At 66.3% G+C, this 19,843-nt stretch carries 16 protein-coding genes and 2 tRNA genes; 9 read left to right on the top strand and 9 right to left on the bottom strand.

Annotated elements, in window-relative coordinates; all coding sequences use genetic code 11:
• Position 1 precedes the first annotated feature (1 nt).
• Positions 2 to 2,890: an excinuclease ABC subunit UvrA gene (uvrA, locus tag DDE13_RS02505; protein ID WP_111401178.1), complete on the top strand. Its 2,889-nt coding sequence runs from the start codon at positions 2 to 4 to the stop codon at positions 2,888 to 2,890.
• A gap of 416 nt (positions 2,891 to 3,306) precedes the next feature.
• On the opposite strand, the gene DDE13_RS02500 is transcribed toward uvrA, so the two are convergent.
• The 3 genes from DDE13_RS02500 to DDE13_RS02490 all read right to left on the bottom strand — a co-directional run bounded on the left by DDE13_RS02500 (position 3,307) and on the right by DDE13_RS02490 (position 6,948).
• A tRNA-Met gene (locus DDE13_RS02500) sits at positions 3,307 to 3,383 on the bottom strand.
• A gap of 86 nt (positions 3,384 to 3,469) precedes the next feature.
• Positions 3,470 to 5,293 carry a M3 family oligoendopeptidase gene (locus DDE13_RS02495; protein WP_111401177.1) on the bottom strand — a complete coding sequence of 608 codons (1,824 nt, stop codon included), beginning with the start codon at positions 5,291 to 5,293 and terminating at the stop codon, positions 3,470 to 3,472.
• 62 nt (positions 5,294 to 5,355) lie between these two features.
• On the bottom strand, positions 5,356 to 6,948 hold the full coding sequence (locus DDE13_RS02490; RefSeq protein ID WP_111401176.1) for an ATP-dependent DNA ligase: 1,593 nt from the start codon (positions 6,946 to 6,948) through the stop codon (positions 5,356 to 5,358).
• Between the two features lie 220 nt (positions 6,949 to 7,168).
• Here DDE13_RS02490 and DDE13_RS02485 point away from each other — a divergent pair, with 220 nt between their 5' ends.
• Positions 7,169 to 7,684 carry a winged helix DNA-binding protein gene (locus DDE13_RS02485; protein ID WP_111401175.1) on the top strand — a complete coding sequence of 172 codons (516 nt, stop codon included), beginning with the start codon at positions 7,169 to 7,171 and terminating at the stop codon, positions 7,682 to 7,684.
• A gap of 7 nt (positions 7,685 to 7,691) precedes the next feature.
• Here the strand turns inward: DDE13_RS02485 and DDE13_RS02480 are convergent, their stop codons facing one another.
• The 4 genes from DDE13_RS02480 to ssb all read right to left on the bottom strand — a co-directional run bounded on the left by DDE13_RS02480 (position 7,692) and on the right by ssb (position 11,535).
• Positions 7,692 to 8,993, bottom strand: coding sequence for a TRAP transporter large permease (locus DDE13_RS02480; RefSeq protein WP_111401174.1), 1,302 nt, complete (start codon positions 8,991 to 8,993; stop codon positions 7,692 to 7,694).
• Complete coding sequence (locus DDE13_RS02475) at positions 8,994 to 9,518, bottom strand: TRAP transporter small permease (protein ID WP_111401173.1); 525 nt, start codon at positions 9,516 to 9,518, stop codon at positions 8,994 to 8,996.
• 85 nt (positions 9,519 to 9,603) lie between these two features.
• Entirely contained in the window at positions 9,604 to 10,566 is a 963-nt protein-coding gene (locus DDE13_RS02470) for a TRAP transporter substrate-binding protein (RefSeq protein WP_111401172.1), read from the bottom strand.
• A 462-nt stretch (positions 10,567 to 11,028) separates the two neighbouring features.
• Positions 11,029 to 11,535 (bottom strand): single-stranded DNA-binding protein, encoded by a 507-nt coding sequence (gene ssb, locus DDE13_RS02465; protein WP_111401171.1) that lies wholly within the window; start codon positions 11,533 to 11,535, stop codon positions 11,029 to 11,031.
• Positions 11,536 to 11,678: 143 nt separating this feature from the next.
• Here ssb and DDE13_RS02460 point away from each other — a divergent pair, with 143 nt between their 5' ends.
• A complete protein-coding gene (locus tag DDE13_RS02460) occupies positions 11,679 to 12,266 on the top strand; it encodes a lytic transglycosylase domain-containing protein (RefSeq protein WP_111401170.1) in 588 nt (195 codons plus the stop codon).
• A gap of 203 nt (positions 12,267 to 12,469) precedes the next feature.
• Here the strand turns inward: DDE13_RS02460 and DDE13_RS02455 are convergent.
• Positions 12,470 to 12,556 (bottom strand) — tRNA-Leu (locus DDE13_RS02455).
• Between the two features lie 165 nt (positions 12,557 to 12,721).
• Between DDE13_RS02455 and lipB the strand changes: the two genes are divergently transcribed.
• From lipB to DDE13_RS02435, 4 genes are all read left to right on the top strand, one after another.
• A complete protein-coding gene (gene lipB, locus DDE13_RS02450; protein WP_111401169.1) occupies positions 12,722 to 13,402 on the top strand; it encodes a lipoyl(octanoyl) transferase LipB in 681 nt (226 codons plus the stop codon).
• 165 nt (positions 13,403 to 13,567) lie between these two features.
• Positions 13,568 to 14,341, top strand: a complete 774-nt coding sequence (locus tag DDE13_RS02445; RefSeq protein WP_111401168.1) for a VPLPA-CTERM sorting domain-containing protein — start codon at positions 13,568 to 13,570, stop codon at positions 14,339 to 14,341.
• A gap of 402 nt (positions 14,342 to 14,743) precedes the next feature.
• A complete protein-coding gene (ctaD, locus tag DDE13_RS02440; protein WP_111401167.1) occupies positions 14,744 to 16,402 on the top strand; it encodes a cytochrome c oxidase subunit I in 1,659 nt (552 codons plus the stop codon).
• Positions 16,403 to 16,411: 9 nt separating this feature from the next.
• A complete protein-coding gene (locus DDE13_RS02435; RefSeq protein ID WP_111401166.1) occupies positions 16,412 to 16,978 on the top strand; it encodes a DUF2244 domain-containing protein in 567 nt (188 codons plus the stop codon).
• Between the two features lie 216 nt (positions 16,979 to 17,194).
• Here DDE13_RS02435 and DDE13_RS02430 read toward each other — a convergent pair whose 3' ends face one another.
• Positions 17,195 to 17,665: a GatB/YqeY domain-containing protein gene (locus tag DDE13_RS02430; protein ID WP_111401165.1), complete on the bottom strand. Its 471-nt coding sequence runs from the start codon at positions 17,663 to 17,665 to the stop codon at positions 17,195 to 17,197.
• Positions 17,666 to 17,829: 164 nt separating this feature from the next.
• Between DDE13_RS02430 and carA the strand changes: the two genes are divergently transcribed.
• Both carA and DDE13_RS02420 read left to right on the top strand, forming a co-directional pair.
• A complete protein-coding gene (carA, locus tag DDE13_RS02425; protein WP_111401164.1) occupies positions 17,830 to 18,969 on the top strand; it encodes a glutamine-hydrolyzing carbamoyl-phosphate synthase small subunit in 1,140 nt (379 codons plus the stop codon).
• 200 nt (positions 18,970 to 19,169) lie between these two features.
• Positions 19,170 to 19,843: GspE/PulE/PilB domain-containing protein (locus tag DDE13_RS02420; RefSeq protein ID WP_449288502.1), on the top strand; the 674-nt coding region annotated here is incomplete at its 3' end.

Here is a 19,843-nt window from a genome sequence, read left to right as displayed (position 1 = left end):
CATGGCCGAGTTGAAGTTCATCGAAGTGCGCGGCGCGCGCGAGCACAACCTGAAAAGCATCGACGTGGATATCCCGCGCGATCAACTGGTTGTCATCACCGGCCTGTCGGGGTCGGGCAAATCCAGCCTCGCCTTCGACACGATCTATGCCGAAGGGCAGCGCCGATATGTCGAATCGCTGTCGGCCTATGCGCGCCAGTTTCTCGACATGATGCAGAAGCCGGATGTGGACCATATCAGCGGCCTGTCCCCGGCGATCAGCATCGAACAGAAGACCACGAGCAAGAACCCGCGCTCCACCGTCGGCACGGTGACGGAAATCTATGACTACATGCGGCTGCTGTTCGCGCGCGCGGGCACGCCCTATTCCCCCGCCACCGGCCAGCCGATCGAGGCGCAGCAGGTGCAGGACATGGTGGACCGTGTCATGGCGCTGGAGGAAGGCACCCGCGGCTACCTGCTTGCGCCCATCATCCGCGACCGCAAGGGCGAGTACCGCAAGGAGATGCTGGAGCTGCGCAAGCAGGGCTTCCAGCGCGTGAAGGTGGACGGCAATTTCCACGATCTCGACGATCCGCCCACGCTCGACAAGAAGTTCCGCCACGATATCGACGTGGTAGTGGACCGGATCGTCGTGCGCGAGGGGCTGGAGACGCGGCTTGCCGACAGTTTCCGCACCGCGCTGGATCTGGCCGACGGCATCGCGATCCTGGAAACGGCCCCGAAGGAAGGGGAGCCGGAGCGCATCACGTTTTCGGAAAACTTCGCCTGCCCGGTGTCGGGCTTTACCATCACCGAAATCGAACCGCGGCTGTTTTCGTTCAACGCGCCCTTCGGCGCCTGCCCCGATTGCGGCGGGCTGGGGGTGGAGCTGTTCTTCGACGAAAAGCTCGTCGTGCCCGATGCCGCGCTGACCCTGGCCAACGGCGCGCTGGCGCCGTGGCGCAAGGGCAAGTCGCCGTATTTTCTGCAAACCATCGACGCCATCGCCAAGCATTACGAATTCGACAAGCGCACGCCGTGGGGCAAGCTGCCCGCCCATGTGCAACAGGTCTTCCTGCACGGGTCGGGCGACGAGGAAATCACCTTCCGCTATGACGAAGGCGGGCGCGTCTACCAGATCAACCGCGTCTTCGAAGGCGTGATCCCCAACATGGAACGCCGCTACCGCGAAACCGACAGCGCCTGGGTCCGCGAGGAGTTCGAGCGGTATCAGAACAATCGCCCCTGCGGGACCTGCGACGGCTACCGCCTGCGGCCCGAGGCGCTGGCGGTGAAGATCGGTCCCGCCACAGGCGGGCCGGACAGCCGACTGCATGTCGGCCAGGTGGTCGAAATGTCGATCAAGCAGGCCTATGACTGGTGCGACACGGTCCCGGCATCGCTGTCCGCCCAGAAGAACGAGATCGCCCGCGCGATCCTCAAGGAGATCCGCGAACGGCTGGGCTTCCTGAACAATGTCGGCCTCGAATACCTGACCCTGTCGCGGAACGCGGGAACGCTGTCGGGCGGCGAGTCTCAGCGCATCCGGCTGGCCTCGCAGATCGGGTCGGGGCTGACCGGCGTGCTGTATGTGCTGGACGAGCCGTCCATCGGCCTGCACCAGCGCGACAACGACCGGCTTCTGACCACGCTCAAGAACCTGCGCGACCAGGGCAACACCGTGATCGTCGTGGAGCATGACGAGGAAGCGATCCGCGAGGCCGATTACGTCTTCGACATCGGCCCCGGCGCGGGCGTGCATGGCGGTCAGGTCGTGGCCCACGGCACCCCGGCCGAGGTCGCGGCGAACCCGCTGTCGATCACCGGACAATACCTGACCGGCACGCGCGAGATCGCCGTGCCGACCGAACGCCGCAAGGGGAAAGGCAAGGGCAAGGCGCTGACCGTGAAGGGCGCGACAGGCAACAATCTCAAGAACGTCACGGTGGATTTCCCGCTGGGCAAGTTCGTCTGCGTCACCGGCGTGTCGGGCGGCGGCAAGTCCACCCTGACCATCGAAACGCTGTTCAAATCCGCCTCCATGCGGCTGAACGGGGCGCGCCAGACCCCGGCGCCCTGCGAGACGATCAAGGGGCTGGAGCATCTCGACAAGGTCATCGACATCGACCAGCGCCCCATCGGGCGCACGCCGCGCTCCAACCCCGCGACCTATACGGGCGCCTTCACGCCCATCCGCGACTGGTTCGCCGGGCTGCCCGAGGCGAAGGCACGCGGCTACAAGCCCGGCCGGTTCAGCTTCAACGTCAAGGGCGGGCGCTGCGAGGCCTGCCAGGGCGACGGCGTGCTGAAGATCGAAATGAACTTCCTGCCCGACGTCTATGTCGAATGCGAAACCTGCAAGGGCGCGCGCTACAACCGCGAAACCCTTGAGGTCACGTTCAAGGGCAAGTCCATCGCCGAGGTGCTCGACATGACGGTGGAGGAGGCGCAGGGCTTCTTCCAGGCGGTCCCGTCGATCCGCGAGAAGATGGACGCGCTGATGCGCGTGGGGCTGGGCTACATCAAGGTCGGCCAGCAGGCCACGACCCTGTCGGGCGGCGAGGCGCAGCGCGTCAAGCTGTCGAAGGAACTGTCCAAGCGCGCCACGGGGCGGACATTGTACATCCTCGATGAACCGACCACGGGCCTGCATTTCGAGGACGTGAAGAAGCTGCTCGAAGTGCTGCACGAGCTGGTGGATGCGGGCAACACGGTGATCGTGATCGAACACAATCTCGACGTGATAAAGACCGCCGACTGGATCATCGACATCGGTCCCGAGGGCGGCGATGGCGGCGGCACGGTCGTCGCCACCGGCACGCCGGAGGAGGTGTCCGAGGTGGAGGCGAGCCATACGGGCCGCTACCTCAAACCCATGCTGAAATCCCGCCGCGTGGCGGCGGAGTGATCCGCGGACCCCGGCGGGCACGCGCCCGCCCGGGGTCGGCCGCGCCATGCATCCTGACGACTTCGCCCGCCACCCCGCCTTGCGCGGTTGGGCGGGTCGGCGGAACGGAGATGCCGCGCGCCACTGGATCAGTCCCGTCAGGCTTCCTCGCACCAGCGGGCACTGGCTGCCATGTAAAGGGTCCGAACGCACTGAGCGCGTCGCGCGGTCTGGGCCGCCGATCATACCGCCCAACGCCCGCGTTCGGCTTTGGATTGCCTGACCCCGACCACCGCAATCGCCCGCCTCAGCGCGTAGGATGAAAGGTCAATGGCAGGTCAGCGCGTCCCTGTAGCCCCCGCGTAGCCCTGAACGTCGCCACATGCGCGCCCCGGCTCGAGGGGCGAAAAATCATCAATCTACATCATGGGGTTGCTTGGTAGCGGAGGAGGGACTTGAACCCCCGACACGCGGATTATGATTCCGCTGCTCTAACCAACTGAGCTACTCCGCCAGTGCGGGCGGAGTTACGCAAACCGCCGCCGGGCGTCAAGCGGCAAAACCCGCTTTGGCCCGCGATTTCCGCAACCCCGCCGCGCGTCACGCCTCCATCGCTTCCAGCTCGTCGATCAGACCCGAGATCATCGAAAGCCCCTTGTCCCAGAACGCCGGATCCGCCGCGTCCAGCCCGAAGGGTGCCAGCAGGTCGCGGTGATGCTTCGACCCGCCCGCGCGGAGCATGTCGAAATACTTCGTCTGAAAACCGTCGGGCGCGTCCTCGTAGGCGGCATAGAGCGCGTTCACCAGCCCGTCGCCGAACGCATAGGCATAGACGTAAAAGGGCGAATGCACGAAGTGCGGGACATAGGCCCAGAAGGTTTCATACCCCTCCATGAACCGGAACGCCGGGCCGAGGCTTTCGGCCTGCACGCTCATCCACAGCGCGCCGATATCGTCGGGGGTCAACTCGCCCTCGGCCCGCGCCGCGTGCAGCTTGCATTCGAAATCATAGAACGCGATCTGCCGCACGACCGTGTTGATCATGTCCTCGACCTTGCCCGCAAGCAGTACCTTGCGCTCTGCGTCCGTCCCGGCACGGTCCAGCAGCGTGCGGAAGGTCAGCATTTCGCCGAATACGCTCGCCGTTTCGGCCAGCGTCAGGGGCGTCGACGACAGCAATTCCCCCTGGTCCGCCGCCAGCACCTGGTGGACGCCGTGCCCCAGCTCATGCGCCAGCGTCATCACGTCCCGCGGCTTGCCCATGTAGTTCAGCATGACGTAGGGGTGCACGTTCGTGACCGTCGGATGCGCGAAGGCGCCCGGCGCCTTGCCCGGCTTCACGCCCGCGTCGATCCAGCCTCGCTCGAAGAAGGGCTGGGCAAGCTCCGCCATCTTCGGATCGAATGCCGCATAGGCGTCCATCACCGTGCTGCGCGCCTCGTCCCAGCCGACGATCTTGTCGGTTTCCATGGGCAGGGGCGCGTTGCGGTCCCAGACCTCCAGCACGTCAAGCCCCAGCCATTTGCGCTTCAGTTCGTAATACCGGTGCGACAGCTTCGGGTAGGCCGCGACCACCGCGTCGCGCAGCGCCTGCACGACCTCCGGCTCCACATGGTTCGCCAGGTGCCGCCCGTGCTGCGGGCTCGGCATCTTGCGCCAGCGGTCCTCGATCTCCTTGTCCTTGGCCAGCGTGTTGTGCACCCGTGCGAAGGTCCGCAGGTTCTGGCCCAGCACCCGCGACAACTCCCGCGCCGCCGCCTCGCGCTTGGTGCGGTCCTGTTCGCTGAACAGGTTGAGCGTCCCTTCAAGGTTCAGCACCTCGTCGCCGACGGTGAATTCCAGCCCCGCGATGGTCTCGTCGAACAGCCGGTTCCACGCGGCGGCCCCCACCGCCGACTGATCGTGCAGGAATTTCTCCAGCTCGTCCGACAGCTGGTGCGGCTTCATCGCCCGCAGACGGTCGAAGACCGGCTTGTAGCGCGCCAGATCAGCGTTGTCGGCAAGCCGCGTGGCCAGATGATCGTCCGGCAGCCGGTTCAATTCCAGCCCATAGAATACCAGAACCGAAGTCATATCCGTGATCCGGTCCTGCATGTCTGCCATGAACTTGGCCCGTTCCGGGTCCACCGTGTTCTGGTAATAGCGCAAGCCCGCATAGGACATGATGCGCCCGGCGATCTGCCCGATCTTCTCGTCCCGCTGCACCGCGCGCAGCAGGCCCGCCGCGTCAAGCTGGTCGAGCTTGCCCTCGTAATCTCCTGCAAACGCCTCGCATTCACCCTCAAGCCACGTCAGGTCGCGGTCGATCTCGGGGCAGTCCGGGGCCGTATACAGGTCGGTCAGGTCCCATTCGGGCAGATCGCCGAAGCGGCGCTCGGCCCCCGTGGCGGCGGCATCGAGGACGGGCAGGGGTAGGTCGCGCATGGAAGCCTCTTTCGTTGGTTGCCACAGACATAGGGCGCGCGCGGTCCGAACCGCAACCCGGCTCAGCCCCGCGCATCCAGAAGCGCGCGCAGGTCAGACAGCCGGTTTGCCTCCGATGCCGGTTTATCGCGCCGCCAACGCACCATGCGGGGGAACCGCAGCGCGATGCCCGACTTGTGGCGACGGCTGTCCTGTATCCCTTCGAAGGCGATCTCGAACACCAGTTCGGGCGGCACGCGCCGCACGGGCCCGAAGCGTTCCAGCGTGTGCTTGCGCACCCAGGTCGTGATCTCGCGGAATTCCGCATCGGTCAGCCCGGAATAGGCCTTGGTGAAGGGGACAAGCGTTTCGCCGTCCCAGACCGCGAATGTATAGTCGGTGAACAGGTTCGCCCTCCGCCCGTGGCCCGCCTGCGCATAGATCATCACGGCATCCACCGTCATCGGGTCGAGCTTCCATTTCCACCAGTCGCCCTTGCGCCGCCCGTCGCGGTAGGCCGAAGACAGCCGCTTCAGCATCAGTCCTTCGGACCCACGGGCGCGCGCGTCCCGGCGATAGCCAGCCAGCGCGCCCCAGTCATCGAAAGGCACCGCGGGCGACAGGCGCAGCGGCACGTCGTCGGGCAGGGGGGCCAGCAGTTCCGTCAGCCGCGCACGGCGCTCCGCCAGCGGGCGCGCGCGCATGTCGCACCCGCCCCATTCCAGAAGGTCATAGGCCAAAAGCGCCACGGGCGCCTTCGCCAGCAGCGATTTCGGCACGTTCTTCCGCCCGATACGCGTTTGCAGATCGGCAAAGGGCAGGGGCCGCCCGTCCCGCCAGCCAAGGATCTCGCCGTCCAGCACGCAGCCATCCGGCAGCATGTCAAGGCTCGCGCCCAGTTCCGGGAAGCGGTCGGTCAAAAGTTCCTCGCCCCGCGACCAAAGGTGCCAGCCACCGCCGCGCCGGATAAGTTGACCCCGGATGCCGTCCCACTTGTCTTCCGCCAGCCAGTCGGCCGGATCACCAAGCGTGTCCGGCGCATCTTCGATCTGGTAGGCAAGGCAGAACGGGTACGGCCGCGCATCTGCTTCGCCCGGGTCCGGGTCCAGCACCAGCCGCCGAAACGTCATGCGCCGCGGGTCCCAGTCGCCCATCAGCCGGTGCGCAAGTTCCGGCTCGTCGATCCCCGTGGCCTGCGCCAGCGCGCGGGTCATCAGCTTGCGCGACACACCCATGCGGAACCCGCCGGTGATGAGCTTGTTGAACACCAGCCGCGACGTGTCGGGCAAGCTGTCCCAGTAGCGCAGAACCGCGTTTCGCCGTGTGTCCTCGTCGGCACCGGCGAGCGTGCTGAGATCTTCCAGCACGCTGGCAAGCGGCGGCGTGGCGCGCCCGTCGCCGGGCGGCAGGATCAGCGCGATGGTCTCGGCCAGATCGCCAGCGACCGCATAGGAGTCCTCCAGAAGCCACAGCGGCACATCCGCCCGCGCCGCAGCCCAGTCCCGCAATTGCCCGGTGCCGATGAGCCGCCTGGGCCTGCGCCCGGACAAAAGCGCGATGGTCCACAGCCGGTCGGGTTCCGGCGCCGCACGGAAATACGCCGCCAGCGCCGCCACCTTCGCCGCGGTGCGGGTCGTCTGGTCGAGCGCGCGGAACAGGTCGGCGAAGGCGTCCATGGGGTGGACCTAGCTCAGGGACACATGGCGGGCCAATGCCCTCCGAGTGTGTATCGGAGTCATACGGAAGTCATACGCGATTCATACGATCTTCCTGCACCCAGCTGAAGCATAGTTTTACCATAACTCCGCTTACACCACCTTAATCGACTTCCACGGCGCATTGCCACGCCGCGCTGCATATCTCGACAATTCCCCGGTGTTTCACTAACGTATTGTCATGGAAAACAGTCGCAGCCGCCGTATCGTTTCGTCAAGGCACCTAGCCGAAGGCGAAGGATGGGAAACCTCCGAGTTCGAGTTCGGACTGATCATCGCCTTCAATGCGTTTTCGCGGTGGATGGTCAAGTGCATGTCCGCCGCCGGTCACGCGGAAATGACCCCGCTCGAAATCCTCGTTCTGCACAACGTCAACCACCGGCAACGCGCCAAGCGTTTGAGCGACATATGCTTTCTGCTCAACATCGAAGACACGCACACCGTGAACTATGCCTTGCGCAAGCTCGGCAAGGCCGGTCTCATCACGTCCGAGAAGCGTGGCAAGGAAGCCTTTTACAGCACCTCGCCCAGCGGCGCTGCGCTATGCGACGTCTATCGTGAAATCCGGCGCGGATGTCTTCTCGAAGGTCTGTCGCGGATGGACATCTCGGGCGACGAGTTGCGCGAACTGGGGGCCAGCCTCCGGGCTTTGTCCGGACAGTACGACCAGGCCAGCCGGGCCGCGTCGTCGCTGTGACGGTCTGTTACCGGCTCATGACCGACGGCAGATAGGTCACGATGCCCGGAAAGACCGTGATCAGCAGCACCGCCAGCAACAGCAGGAAAAAGAACGGCAGCGCCGCCCGCGCGATGCGCAGGATGTCTATTCCGGTCAAACCCTGGATCACGAACAGGTTGAACCCCACCGGAGGCGTGATCTGGCTCATCTCGACCACGAGCACGAGATAGATGCCGAACCAGATCGGGTCGATGCCCACCGCCAGCACCATCGGCATGATGATGGATGTCGTCAGGACCACGACGGAAATGCCGTCAAGGAACAGCCCCAGCACGATGAAGAACAAGGTCAGCACGACCAGCAGGACGTAAGGCGACAGCCCCATCTCGGCGATCCAGGACGCAAGGTTGCGCGGCAGGCCCGTGAACCCCATCGCCACCGCCAGGAACGCAGCCCCCAACAGGATGAAGGCGATCATGCAGGATGTGCGGGCCGCCGACAGAAGCGCGTCGAGGAAATCGGACAGCGAGAAGCTGCCGGACAGCACCGCAAGCAGGATCGACAGCAGCACGCCAAGCGCGGCAGCGTCCGTGGGCGACGCGATGCCGGTATAGATCGCACCGATGACCCCGACGATCAGCAGCGCCACGGGCACCAGCCCGCGCGACGCCCACACCCGTTGACGGAACGACATGCGGATGTCCGCTCTCGGGATCAGGTCGGGGTCCAACCAGGCCCGCGCCGCGACATAGGCGGCAAACAGTGTCACCAGCATGGCACCCGGCAGGAGCCCCGCCACGAACAGCCGCGCGATGGATTGCTCGGTCGCCACGCCATAGACGATCAGGATGATCGACGGCGGGATCAGCAGGCCCAGCGTGGCCGACCCCGCAAGCGTGCCGAGGATCAGGCTTTCCGGATAGCCGCGCGATTTCAGTTCCGGGATCGACATCTTGCCGATCGTCGCGGCCGTCGCGGCGGATGATCCCGACACCGCCGCGAAGATCGCGCAACCGAGGATGTTGACGTGCAGCAGCCGCCCCGGCAGACCGCCCAGCCAGGGCGCAAGCCCGGTGAACATGTCCCGGCTCAACCGGGATCGCAGCAGGATTTCCCCCATCAGGATGAAGAGCGGAAGCGCCGCCAGGGACCACGAATGACTATGCCCCCAGAACGTGGTGGCAAGCACGAGGCCGAGCGGTGCGTTGGAGAAGAACACCAGCGCGACAGCGGCCACCCCTGCCAGTGCCAGCGCGATCCAGACACCGGACGCGAGCAGCGCGAAAAGCACGCCGAGAAGGACGACGCCGACAAGCGGATCGGACATTCAGACCTCCTCGGCATGCTGGATGACCGGGGCACCGCGGTCAAAGGTCTGCACCAGACTGTCGATAAGCGAGACCCAAAGTAGGATCATGCCCAGCGACATCACCGATTGCGGGATCCAGAGCGGAATCGGGATGATCCCGTTCGACACGTCGTTGAAATGGCGGCTCTCGAGCACGAGTGCGGAACAGTACCAGCAGGCATACCCGACAAAGGCCGCGCTCAGGGCAAGCACGACCAGTTCCAGCCAGAATTGCACGCGCACCGGCAGCCGCGCGGTCACGAGCGACACGCGGATATGGCCACCGGACCGCAACGTATAGGGCATGGCCAGAAAGGTCGCCGCCGCGAGCATGAAACCCGAGAAATCGGCATAGGACGGGATCGTGGACGGTAGCGGCAGACCGAACACCCGCGTCGCGAAGTTCAGCAGGACCTGCGCGCTGATCAGGGCGGCCATCCCGAGAATGATGAAGGCCGAGGTCCATCCTGCTGAAAGATATAGTCTGTCGAGAAATCGGCGCATCGCGTCACCATGTGCTTGCGGCGTGTCCGTGGCCCTCGGGGGCCTGCGCCACGGACGGCAATGGACCGCCCGTGGCATGCCCGGTTCACTGCTGATAGGCTTGAAGGATCGCCAGCGCCGGTTCCGACGCGCCTGCACGCCAGTTTTCCAGCATCTGCGCGCCGATCTCCTGCAGGCCCGCAGTCAATTCCGCGCTCGGCTCGTAGATGACCATGCCATTTTCAGCGAGAACGGCCGTCTGCGCATCGGTTTCGGCCTTCGACATCTCCCAGCCGCGCGTCTCGGCCGCTTCGGCGGCTGCCAATACGGCGTCCTGCACGTCGGACGGCAGGCGCCGGAACGCGCGTTCGTTGACCACCACGATATTCTTCGGCACCCACGCGTTGATCGGCGCGTAATGGGTCACGAAATCCCAGGCGGTCGAATTCGCACCGGTGGAGGGCGAGGTGATCATCGCCTCCACCTGCCCCGTGGCGAAAGCCTGCGGGATGTCCGGTGCTTCCACCTGAACGGGCGCGGCGCCTGCCAGGGCCGCGAACTCCTCCAGCGCGGCGTTGTAGGCGCGAAAGCGCAGGCCCGACAGGTCGGCCACGGTCGCGATCTCGCCGTTTGTGTAAAGCCCCTGCGCGGGCCACGCGACGGAAAAGAGCGGCATGAGCCCCTGCTCCGCCAACAGCTCGGTGATGACAGGTTCCTGGGCCGCCCACAGCCGCGCCGCGTCGTCATAGCTGGTCGCCAGGAACGGCTGGCTGTCCAGACCGTATGCCGCGTCTTCGTTCACCAGCCGCGACAGGAAGAACTCTCCGATGGGTACCTGCCCCGACCGCACGGTGTTCTTGATCTCGGCATGGGGAAAGAGCGACCCGGCCGAATGCACGATGATGTCCAGCCCGCCATCCGTCGCCTCCGCGATGTCCTGTGCGAATTGCACGATGTTCTGGGTGTGGAAGGTCGCGTCGCCATAGGGTGTCGGCATGTCCCATGTGTCGGCCAGCGCCACGGTACCGCCACAGGCGGCCAGCGCCGCCGCGCGAATGAGCGTCTTCATGTTTGCGTCTCCTCTGTTGGACATGACCGCAGCCCGCCGCACAGCTTCACACGGATGAGCCGCCGCCATAACGTTTACAATTTGTCAGCGTTTCGCGGGCAAAGCAACAATATTGTGTCCGACTGGCACCAGCCGGGCGCTGTGGCGCTGAAAACAGCGGCGTTCGCATGTGATTTGGTCGTCACCCCGACCGGTCATGGGCAAGACTGCGCGGTCAGCCCCGCCAGCGGGGCAAGCCGACCGCAGGCGCAAAGCCCTGCCCCGGCCATGCAGCGCTGATCGTTTGGATGCCTGTCGCGGGCGCCGATCCGCCATCGGCGCCCGGCTTTCTGTCACGGCATGTTCGCGTTGCCCAAGGCTGACGGATCACGCAACAAAAACACGGGCGCCGCATGTCGCGCGCCCGTGCCGGCCTTTCATCAACAGTGTCTTCGGCCCCGCCGTCCCGGCGGCGCTATGGCCTCAGAACGGAATTTCGTCGTCGTCGATCGAACTGGACGGTGCGGGCGCGCGCCCTCCGCCGCCTCCGCCCATGCCGCCGCGGTCATCATAGCCGCCACGGTCGTCATAGCCGCCGCCCGACTGATCCGACACGAACCCGCCGCCACCGCTGTCCCCCCGCCCGTCGAGCATGGTCAGTTCGCCCTTGTAGGGGCGCAGCACAACCTCTGTCGAATAGCGGTCCTGGCCGGACTGGTCCTGCCACTTGCGGGTTTCAAGCTGCCCTTCGAGATAGACCTTCGACCCCTTGCGCAGGTATTGCTCGGCCACCCGCGCAAGCGGTTCCGAGAAGATCGCCACGCTGTGCCACTCGGTCTTCTCGCGGTTCTCGCCGCTGGCCTTGTCGCGCCAGCGCTCCGATGTGGCGATGCGCAGGTTCACGACCTTGCCGCCGTTCTGAAAGGTGCGCACCTCGGGGTCGCGGCCCAGATTGCCCACCAGGATGACCTTGTTGACGGACCCTGCCATTGCCGTTCCTTTCACGATTCCGCGTCATGGCACCGTTTAAGCACAGCCCCACACCGCACGAAAGAGGATGCGGCCGGACCCACTGGCACTGCGCCCCCCGATCGGCTATGCACGATGAAACGAAATCCGTTCAAGGGCCGGGCATGACGCGATACCTTCTTGCCGCCGTGCTTGCAGTCGCGGGCACCTGTGCCGCCGCCGATACTGCAACCGTATCCAGCAAGGCGCGTTCGGCCATCTTTTCGCGGCAGGTCGACGTGCTCGACCGGCGGGCTGCGGACCAGTACGAATATTCGCAGCGTCTTGTCCCGCAGACGGATTTCACGGGGCTCGCCCTCCCCCGCGCGGGCACGGCGGAATACCGCGGCATCTACCTGCCCATGGCGCAGGAAATGGCGCGCAAGCACCGGATTCCGCAGGCTCTTTTCGTGCGGCTGGTGCAGGCGGAAAGCAACTGGAACCCCATGGCGATTTCGCACAAGGGCGCGATCGGACTGGCGCAGCTGATGCCGGGGACGGCGCGGCTCCTGGGCGTAGATCCCTACGATCCGCGTGCGAATCTCGAAGGTGGGGCGCGGTATCTGCGGATGCAGTACGACGCGTTCGGATCGTGGCAACTGGCGCTCGCGGCGTATAACGCGGGGCCGGGCGCGGTCCAGCAACATGGCGGCGTGCCGCCCTACCGCGAGACGCAGAATTACGTGCGCAAGGTTCTGGGATTTCCGGGCTGATCCGGGAATATCGCAGCAGGACAAAGGGTTGACCGGCTGGCATCGGCAAGGTGCCGGGGGTTTGAGATCTGCATCCGCGGGCTGAACCGGTACCCCCCGTGCGAAGTGTCCGCGCTTGATGGCGCGGGTAACGTGGGGCCACTGCCCCTGCGTGCCGCGATCGAAACGCAAGGCACTGATCTTTCGCGAACTTCCAGGCTGTCTGGTGCGGTCGAGAAGACTCGAACTTCCACGGGAGTTACCCCACAGCGACCTCAACGCTGCGCGTCTACCAATTCCGCCACGACCGCACTTGTCTGACAGTGCGCGGGGTCTAGCCGAGTCCCCCGGGCTTGTGAAGCGCTTTTTCGCACTTTTTCGACCTGTCGGAATCCTGTCGGAATCCTGTAGGAGACCTGCAGGAGTCGCGGCCGCCCGGCGCGGGCCGGACAGCCGGGGACGCGGGGACACGGTGAATGGTTGAGTGGATCGTTTCGGATGCGCCGGTGGCATATCCCGACGCGCTGGCGAGGATGGAGGACCGGGTCGCGGCGATCCGTGCGGGCACCGCGCCCGAAGCGGTCTGGCTGCTGGAACACCCGCCGCTCTATACCGCGGGCACCAGTGCGGACCCGGCCGACCTGATCGATCCCGACCGTTTTCCCGTCTACCCGGCGGGACGCGGGGGCCAGTATACCTATCACGGGCCGGGGCAGCGCATCGCCTATGTCATGCTCGACATCGCCGCGCGGGGCCGTGACGTGCGCGCCTTCGTGAGCGAGGTGGAGGGATGGGTGATCGACGCGCTGGCCACGTTCAACGTGACGGGCGAGACGCGCGACGACCGCGTCGGGGTCTGGGTGACGCGCCCCGAGAAACCCACCCTGCCCGACGGTCGTCCGCGCGAAGACAAGATCGCCGCCATCGGGTTGCGGCTGCGCAAGTGGGTCAGTTTTCACGGGGTGGCGATCAATGTCGATCCGGACCTGTCGCATTTCGACGGAATCGTGCCCTGCGGCATCCGCGGTCACGGGGTCACCAGCCTTGTCGATCTCGGGCTGCCGGTGACGATGACCGATCTCGACGTGGCACTGCGGCAGTGTTTCGACGCACGTTTCGCCCCGCGCCCCGGCGACGCTACGGTCGCGCCAGGCTGATCGCCCGCGACTGGGCGCGGTGGAGGGTCGCCGCCCGCCGCTATGCGGCTTTTCATTAACCTTCTCTTTACACTTTGATTGCCGCGGGGCGCATCCGGTGGCTACTCAGTCCATGCAAGCCCCATCCCGCTCGCGTGACGAGTGTAAAATTTGAATGGAAATGTCATGACCAAGTTTGTCTCCCTCGCCCTTGCCGCCCTGATCGCGTCGGCGGCCGCTGCACAGGCCGCATCGACCACCTTCTTCGGCGAAGACGTCAACAACTCGGAATCCACCCCGATTGCCGCGACGCCCAATGCCGACGCGGCCGAGGCCGACTTCCTGTCCTTCCTGACCGGCACCTCGACTGAAGATTTCGAAAGCATCTCCAGCGGCACGGGCACACCGTTGAACCTGTCCTTCGTCGGGTCGGCCGGCGCGCTGTCCGCAACGCTTTCGGGCGGCGGCGGGAGCATCAGCTCGGTCACACCCGGGACGACTAACGGTGTCGGCCGCTACGCCACCTCGGGCAGCAACTTCTTCGAGGTCGCGGCAGGCGGCGCGAACAACTTCACCGCAGCCTTCGGCACGGCCATCGCGGCCTTCGGCTTCAACGGCATCGACATCGGCGACTTCGGCGGCCAGCTGTCGCTGGAACTGACCTTCGACGACGCGACCACGGACACGGTCGAGGTGCCCACGACCGAGGGCAGCGGCGGCAGCACCGGCGGGTCGGTCTTCTATTTCGGCTACATCGTCGGCAATGGCGATCCGCTGATTTCGAGCGTGGCGTTCAAGACGACGACCGGCGCAGGCGATTTCTTCGCCTTCGACGATTTCACAATCGGCGACCGCGAGCAGGTGACCACCCCGGCGATCCCCGTGCCCGCCGCCCTGCCGCTGCTGGCCACCGGGCTTAGCGCGTTCGGCCTGCTGCGCCGCCGCCGCGCCGCCGCCTGAGCCACGCACATTCCGGTGCGGGGAAAGCCCTGCACCGGCCTATCGCACGATGGACGCCCCGGCCGCTGCGCCGGGGCGTCTGTTATTGGGGGTTCGGGAACCCTCCGCCCGCGATCCGCGGCGCGCGCGACAACTGGCCGCAAGGGTCGGGCGTGCCGCGGCGCAGCGGTACCCTGACCCGCGGCAGCGCGCCTGAACATATTCAAGAATGCAGGAAAACAAGGGGCGTTCGCCCTGCCCGCCCCCCGGCGGGCCGGACCGCGGCGCCCGGCGCCCGGGCCGAGTGCCAAAATGACCCAGATCAAATGGCGCGGGATCAATTGCCCTTGGCCGCCCGGCACCGTATTCACGAGCCAGAGAGCGGGCGCAGTCCGTCCGCGCGCAACAAGATGGGAGGCACGTATGGCCGACACCGCCATTCACAGCCACGAAGACGGGGACCAGCGCGGCTGGTTCACCCGCTGGTTCATGTCCACCAACCACAAGGACATCGGGATCCTCTACCTGTTCACTGCCGGGGCCGTCGGCTTCATCTCGGTGGCCTTCACCGTCTACATGCGGCTCGAACTGATGCATCCCGGCGTGCAGTACATGTGCACCGAAGGGTTCATGGCCGATCCCTGCACCCCCAACGGGCATCTGTGGAACGTCATGATCACCTATCACGGGGTGCTGATGATGTTCTTCGTGGTCATTCCGGCGCTCTTCGGCGGTTTCGGCAACTATTTCATGCCGCTGCAGATCGGTGCGCCGGACATGGCGTTCCCGCGGCTCAACAACCTGTCCTTCTGGCTGTTCGTGACGGGCGTGGGGCTGGGTGTCGCGTCCATGCTGGCGCCGGGCGGCAACGGGCAATCCGGGTCGGGCGTCGGCTGGGTGCTCTATCCGCCGCTGTCGACATCCGAGGCCGGGATGTCCATGGATCTCGCCATCTTCGCGGTGCACGTGTCAGGCGCGTCGTCGATCTTGGGCGCGATCAACATGATCACCACCTTCCTGAACATGCGCGCGCCGGGCATGACGCTGTTCAAGGTGCCGCTGTTCGCGTGGTCGATCTTCGTGACCGCGTGGCTGATCCTGCTGGCGCTGCCGGTTCTGGCGGGCGCGATCACCATGCTGCTGACGGACCGGAATTTCGGCACGACCTTCTTCGACCCGTCGGGCGGGGGTGACCCGGTCCTGTACCAGCACATCCTGTGGTTCTTCGGGCACCCGGAGGTCTACATCATCATCCTGCCCGCCTTCGGGATCATCAGCCACGTGATCGCCACGTTCTCGCGCAAGCCGATCTTCGGCTACCTGCCGATGGTCTGGGCCATGATCGCCATCGGCGTGCTGGGCTTCGTCGTGTGGGCGCACCACATGTACACGGTCGGCATGAGCCTGTCGCAGCAGAGCTATTTCATGCTGGCGACCATGGTAATCGCCGTTCCGACGGGCGTGAAGGTGTTCAGCTGGATTGCCACGATGTGGAGCGGGTCGATCGAGTTCAAGACGCCGATGCTCTGGGCGTTCGGCTTCCTGTTCCTGTTCACCGTGGGCGGCGTCACCGGCATCGTGCTGAGCCAGGCGGCGATCGACCGGGCGTATCATGACACCTATTACGTGGTGGCGCATTTCCATTACGTGATGAGCTTGGGCGCGGTCTTCGGCATCTTCGCTGGGATCTATTTCTACCTGCCGAAGATGGCGGGCCGGATGATCCCGGAATGGGCCGGACACCTGCATTTCTGGGCGATGTTCATCGGTGCGAACCTGACCTTCTTCCCGCAGCACTTCCTTGGCCGCCAGGGCATGCCGCGCCGGTATATCGACTACCCGGAAGCCTATGCGCTTTGGAACTATGTCAGCTCCATCGGTGCCTTCATCGCCTTCGCATCCTTCGTGTTCTTCATCGTCATCCTGTTCCGCACGCTGCTGGCGCCGAAGAACGCCACGCAGAACAACCCGTGGAACGAATGGGCCGACACGCTGGAATGGACCCTGCCCTCGCCGCCGCCGGAGCACACGTTCGAGACGCTTCCGAAGCAGAGCGACTGGGACAAGGGCCACGCGCACTGAGCGCCGACTATGCCCGTCGAATGGCTGGATAGCGACGCAGGGGCCCCGGTGATTTCCGGGGCCTCTTGCCATGCGCGGGGCGAGCCGCCGCTGGCCTGCCTGCATCTGTGGCCGCACCGGTCGATGCCCAAACGCGGGTTCGTCTGGTTCATTGGGGCGACCTTCGTGCTGTTGCTGCTGCCGCTGCTGGCGGTTCTGGGCACGCCGATCCTGTGGGGGCTGGCGCCCTTCGTGCTCGGCGCGCTGTGGCTGCTCTATGCGATGATCCAGAAGAACTACCGCGACGGCGAGATACTGGAGGAACTGCGCCTCTGGTCGGACCGCGCGGAACTCATCCGCAGTGCGCGCAACCGCGCGCCGCTGACATGGGCCGCGAATCCCTACTGGATCAGCGTGCACCTGCACGAAACCGGCGGGCCGGTTTCGAGCTACCTGACCCTGAAGGGCGCGGGGCGCGAGGTCGAACTGGGCGCGTTCCTGTCCGCCGACGAGCGCGCAGCGCTGCATGGCACCCTGCGCGATGTGCTGGCCCGCGTGACCGCCAGTGCCGCGCCCGTGCCCCCTGTTCAGCCCTGACGGCTGCTGCTGCCGGAACGCAGTCCGGTCGGTCCGAAGGCGCCCTCAGCGATCCGGGCGAGCACGTCCGTCGAGAGGCTTCTACGCCGGCGGCGGGGAAATGCTGGCGCCTGTTCCCGACCCGGGCAAAAGACCGCCGCACGAAGCAGGGACGGCGACCATCGTGGGGATTGGATCCGGGCGCCGGGATGTCGGGATGTCGGGTCCGGGCCGGGTTCAGGCGCCCAGCCGCGCGCGGACCTCGGGGCCGATGCTGGTCATGTCCATGCGCCCGCCATGGCGGGCCTCAAGCAGGCCCATGACCTTGCCCAGATCGCGCAGCGATTCCGCCCGGCTGTCGGCGATGGCCGCGCGGATCGCCGCGGCGGCCTCGTCATCGGACATGGGGCGCGGCAGGAACGCCTCGATCACATCGGCTTCGGCGCGTTCCTGTTCGGCCAGTTCCAGGCGGCCCGATTCCTCGTAGGCGCGCACGCTGTCCTGGCGTTGCCGGATCATGCGTTCGAGAATCGCGCGCACCTCGTCATCGGTCACGGGGTTCTCGGCCACTTCGGCCGAGCCGCGCTTGGCCAGTTCAAGATCGTTTATGGCCGTGGCCACCAGCCGCAGGATACACACGCGGTCATCGTCGCCATCGTGCTTGGCGCGTTTCAGCGCGGCTGTCAGGCGATCGCGTAGGGTCGGCATCGGTCGCGGGCTCCGGGCGATATACATCCGGCAGTGTTAGGACGTGACACGGCACGAGGCAAGGCCCCCGCATTCCCGTGTCGTGACGTCCCGGCCCCGCTTGACCCGACCGCCGCCGCACCTTACCACACCGACGATTTGTCCCCCCGGAAGGAACCCATGCCATGCCCGCGACCGCCGCTCCGACCGCCTGCCTCGCCCTGGCCGACGGGACGCTGTTCTACGGTCGCGGCTTCGGTGCCGCGGGCACCACCACGGCGGAACTTGTCTTCAACACCGCCATGACCGGGTATCAGGAGATCATGACCGATCCGTCCTATGCCGGACAGATCGTGACCTTCACCTTCCCCCATGTCGGCAATGTCGGCGTCAATTCCGACGATGACGAGGCGGCGGAGCCGGTCGCCGCGGGCATGGTCGTGAAATGGGACCCGACGGAGCCGTCCAACTGGCGCATGCAGGAACGGCTTGGCGAATGGCTGAACCGGCGCGGCCGCATCGGGATCGGCGGGCTCGACACGCGGCGGCTGACCCGCGCGATCCGGCAACAGGGTGCCCCCCATGTCGCATTGCAGCACGCGCCGGACGGCAAGTTCGACGTGGCCGCCCTTGTGGCCGCCGCCCGCGGGTTCGAGGGGCTCGTGGGTCGGGATCTCGCGCGGGACGTGACCTGCGCACAATCCTATCGCTGGAACGAGACCCGCTGGGCCTGGCCCGACGGTTTCGGGCAGCGCAGCGGTGACGGGCCGCTGGTCGTGGCGGTGGATTACGGTGCCAAGCGCAACATCCTGCGCTGCCTCGCCAGTGCCGGGTGCGACGTGATGGTCCTGCCCGCGACCGCCACCGCCGAGGACGTGCTGGCCCATGACCCCGCGGGCGTCTTCCTGTCCAATGGTCCGGGCGATCCGGCGGCGACAGGCCAATACGCGGTGCCGATGATCCAGGGTGTGCTGGCGCGGGACATTCCGCTATTCGGGATCTGCCTCGGCCACCAGATGCTGGCGCTCGCGCTGGGGGGGCGGACGGTCAAGATGAACCACGGTCATCATGGCGCGAACCATCCGGTCAAGGAGCTTGCGACCGGGAAAGTGGAGATCACGTCGATGAACCACGGGTTCACCGTGGACGGGCAGTCCCTGCCGGGTGGTGTGGAGGAAAGCCACGTGTCGCTGTTCGACGGCTCGAACTGTGGCATACAGGTGACTGGAAAGCCTGTATTTTCCGTGCAGCACCACCCAGAGGCCAGCCCCGGCCCGCAGGACAGTTTCTACCTCTTCGAACGGTTCCGCGCCGCGATGGCCTGACGCGCCGGTGGGCGCGATAGCCTGACGCGCCGGTGGGCGCGATGGCCTGACGCGCCGGTGGGCAGGATCAGGTGACGGTGCGGCAGACGCGGCACCGTCGTTCCTGGCGCACGGTCCGCGAATTTCGACGGTCTTGGTAAACTCCCCTTAACCATCGCCCGTGCAGGCTTCGTGGGTCTTCCGACCGGAGCCCGCCCTGCATGGACCGCCCGACCCTGTCGCTTGCCGCTGCGCGGACCGATCCGGCTTTCGCCGCGCCGGCGGCGGGGGTGCGGCCGCGGCTGGGCGACATCCTTACCGCGCAGGGGGCGGTCAGCCGCGCACAGGTCGATCGCGCGGTGCGGCGGCAGCGCGACATGCAGGTGCGGCTGGGCGACCTGCTGCGCGCCGATGCGGGACTCGACGATCATGCCCTGCTGACGGCGCTGGAAAGCCAGTGGTCCGCGCGGCGCATCGACCTGGGTGCCGACCCGCCCGACGGGTTCCTGGCGCGCGACCTGGGGCTGGCGGCCTGCCTTGCGCACGGGCTGGTGCCGTGGCGGCGGATCGGGGCGGCCACGGTGATCGCCACGGTCAACCCGGACAGGTTCCACGCCCTGCGCGACGATCTCGAAGAGCGCTTCGGCCCCGTCATGATGGCGCTGGTGACCGAACCCATGTTCCGAGAGGCGCTGGCGCGGCTGTTTCCGAGCGATCTGCGCGCGCGCAGCGAGGTGCGGCTTCCGCCCGAGGCCAGCTGCCGCTCGTGGCCGGGGCGCGGGTTTCGCCATGGCGCGCTGGCCGCAGCCGGGCTGCTTGTCCTCGGGGCGCTGGCGCAGCCGGTGACGGCGCTCGTGGCGGTCAGCCTCGTGGCGCTTGCGGCGCTTCTGGCGCT

It is taken from the genome of Meridianimarinicoccus zhengii, from assembly GCF_003254465.1.
GTDB lineage: Bacteria > Pseudomonadota > Alphaproteobacteria > Rhodobacterales > Rhodobacteraceae > Meridianimarinicoccus > Meridianimarinicoccus zhengii.
This window is presented reverse-complemented; position numbering and strand designations above follow the sequence as displayed.

What these genes read in the sequence shown, in the direction of transcription:
- uvrA (WP_111401178.1), top strand. Translation starts at nt 2, where the DNA reads ATGGCCGAGTTGAAGTTCATCGAAGTGCGCGGCGCGCGCGAGCACAAC.
- DDE13_RS02495 (WP_111401177.1), bottom strand. Translation starts at nt 5,293, where the DNA reads ATGCGCGACCTACCCCTGCCCGTCCTCGATGCCGCCGCCACGGGGGCC.
- DDE13_RS02490 (WP_111401176.1), bottom strand. Translation starts at nt 6,948, where the DNA reads ATGGACGCCTTCGCCGACCTGTTCCGCGCGCTCGACCAGACGACCCGC.
- DDE13_RS02485 (WP_111401175.1), top strand. Translation starts at nt 7,169, where the DNA reads ATGGAAAACAGTCGCAGCCGCCGTATCGTTTCGTCAAGGCACCTAGCC.
- DDE13_RS02480 (WP_111401174.1), bottom strand. Translation starts at nt 8,993, where the DNA reads ATGTCCGATCCGCTTGTCGGCGTCGTCCTTCTCGGCGTGCTTTTCGCG.
- DDE13_RS02475 (WP_111401173.1), bottom strand. Translation starts at nt 9,518, where the DNA reads ATGCGCCGATTTCTCGACAGACTATATCTTTCAGCAGGATGGACCTCG.
- DDE13_RS02470 (WP_111401172.1), bottom strand. Translation starts at nt 10,566, where the DNA reads ATGAAGACGCTCATTCGCGCGGCGGCGCTGGCCGCCTGTGGCGGTACC.
- ssb (WP_111401171.1), bottom strand. Translation starts at nt 11,535, where the DNA reads ATGGCAGGGTCCGTCAACAAGGTCATCCTGGTGGGCAATCTGGGCCGC.
- DDE13_RS02460 (WP_111401170.1), top strand. Translation starts at nt 11,679, where the DNA reads ATGACGCGATACCTTCTTGCCGCCGTGCTTGCAGTCGCGGGCACCTGT.
- lipB (WP_111401169.1), top strand. Translation starts at nt 12,722, where the DNA reads ATGGTTGAGTGGATCGTTTCGGATGCGCCGGTGGCATATCCCGACGCG.
- DDE13_RS02445 (WP_111401168.1), top strand. Translation starts at nt 13,568, where the DNA reads ATGACCAAGTTTGTCTCCCTCGCCCTTGCCGCCCTGATCGCGTCGGCG.
- ctaD (WP_111401167.1), top strand. Translation starts at nt 14,744, where the DNA reads ATGGCCGACACCGCCATTCACAGCCACGAAGACGGGGACCAGCGCGGC.
- DDE13_RS02435 (WP_111401166.1), top strand. Translation starts at nt 16,412, where the DNA reads ATGCCCGTCGAATGGCTGGATAGCGACGCAGGGGCCCCGGTGATTTCC.
- DDE13_RS02430 (WP_111401165.1), bottom strand. Translation starts at nt 17,665, where the DNA reads ATGCCGACCCTACGCGATCGCCTGACAGCCGCGCTGAAACGCGCCAAG.
- carA (WP_111401164.1), top strand. Translation starts at nt 17,830, where the DNA reads ATGCCCGCGACCGCCGCTCCGACCGCCTGCCTCGCCCTGGCCGACGGG.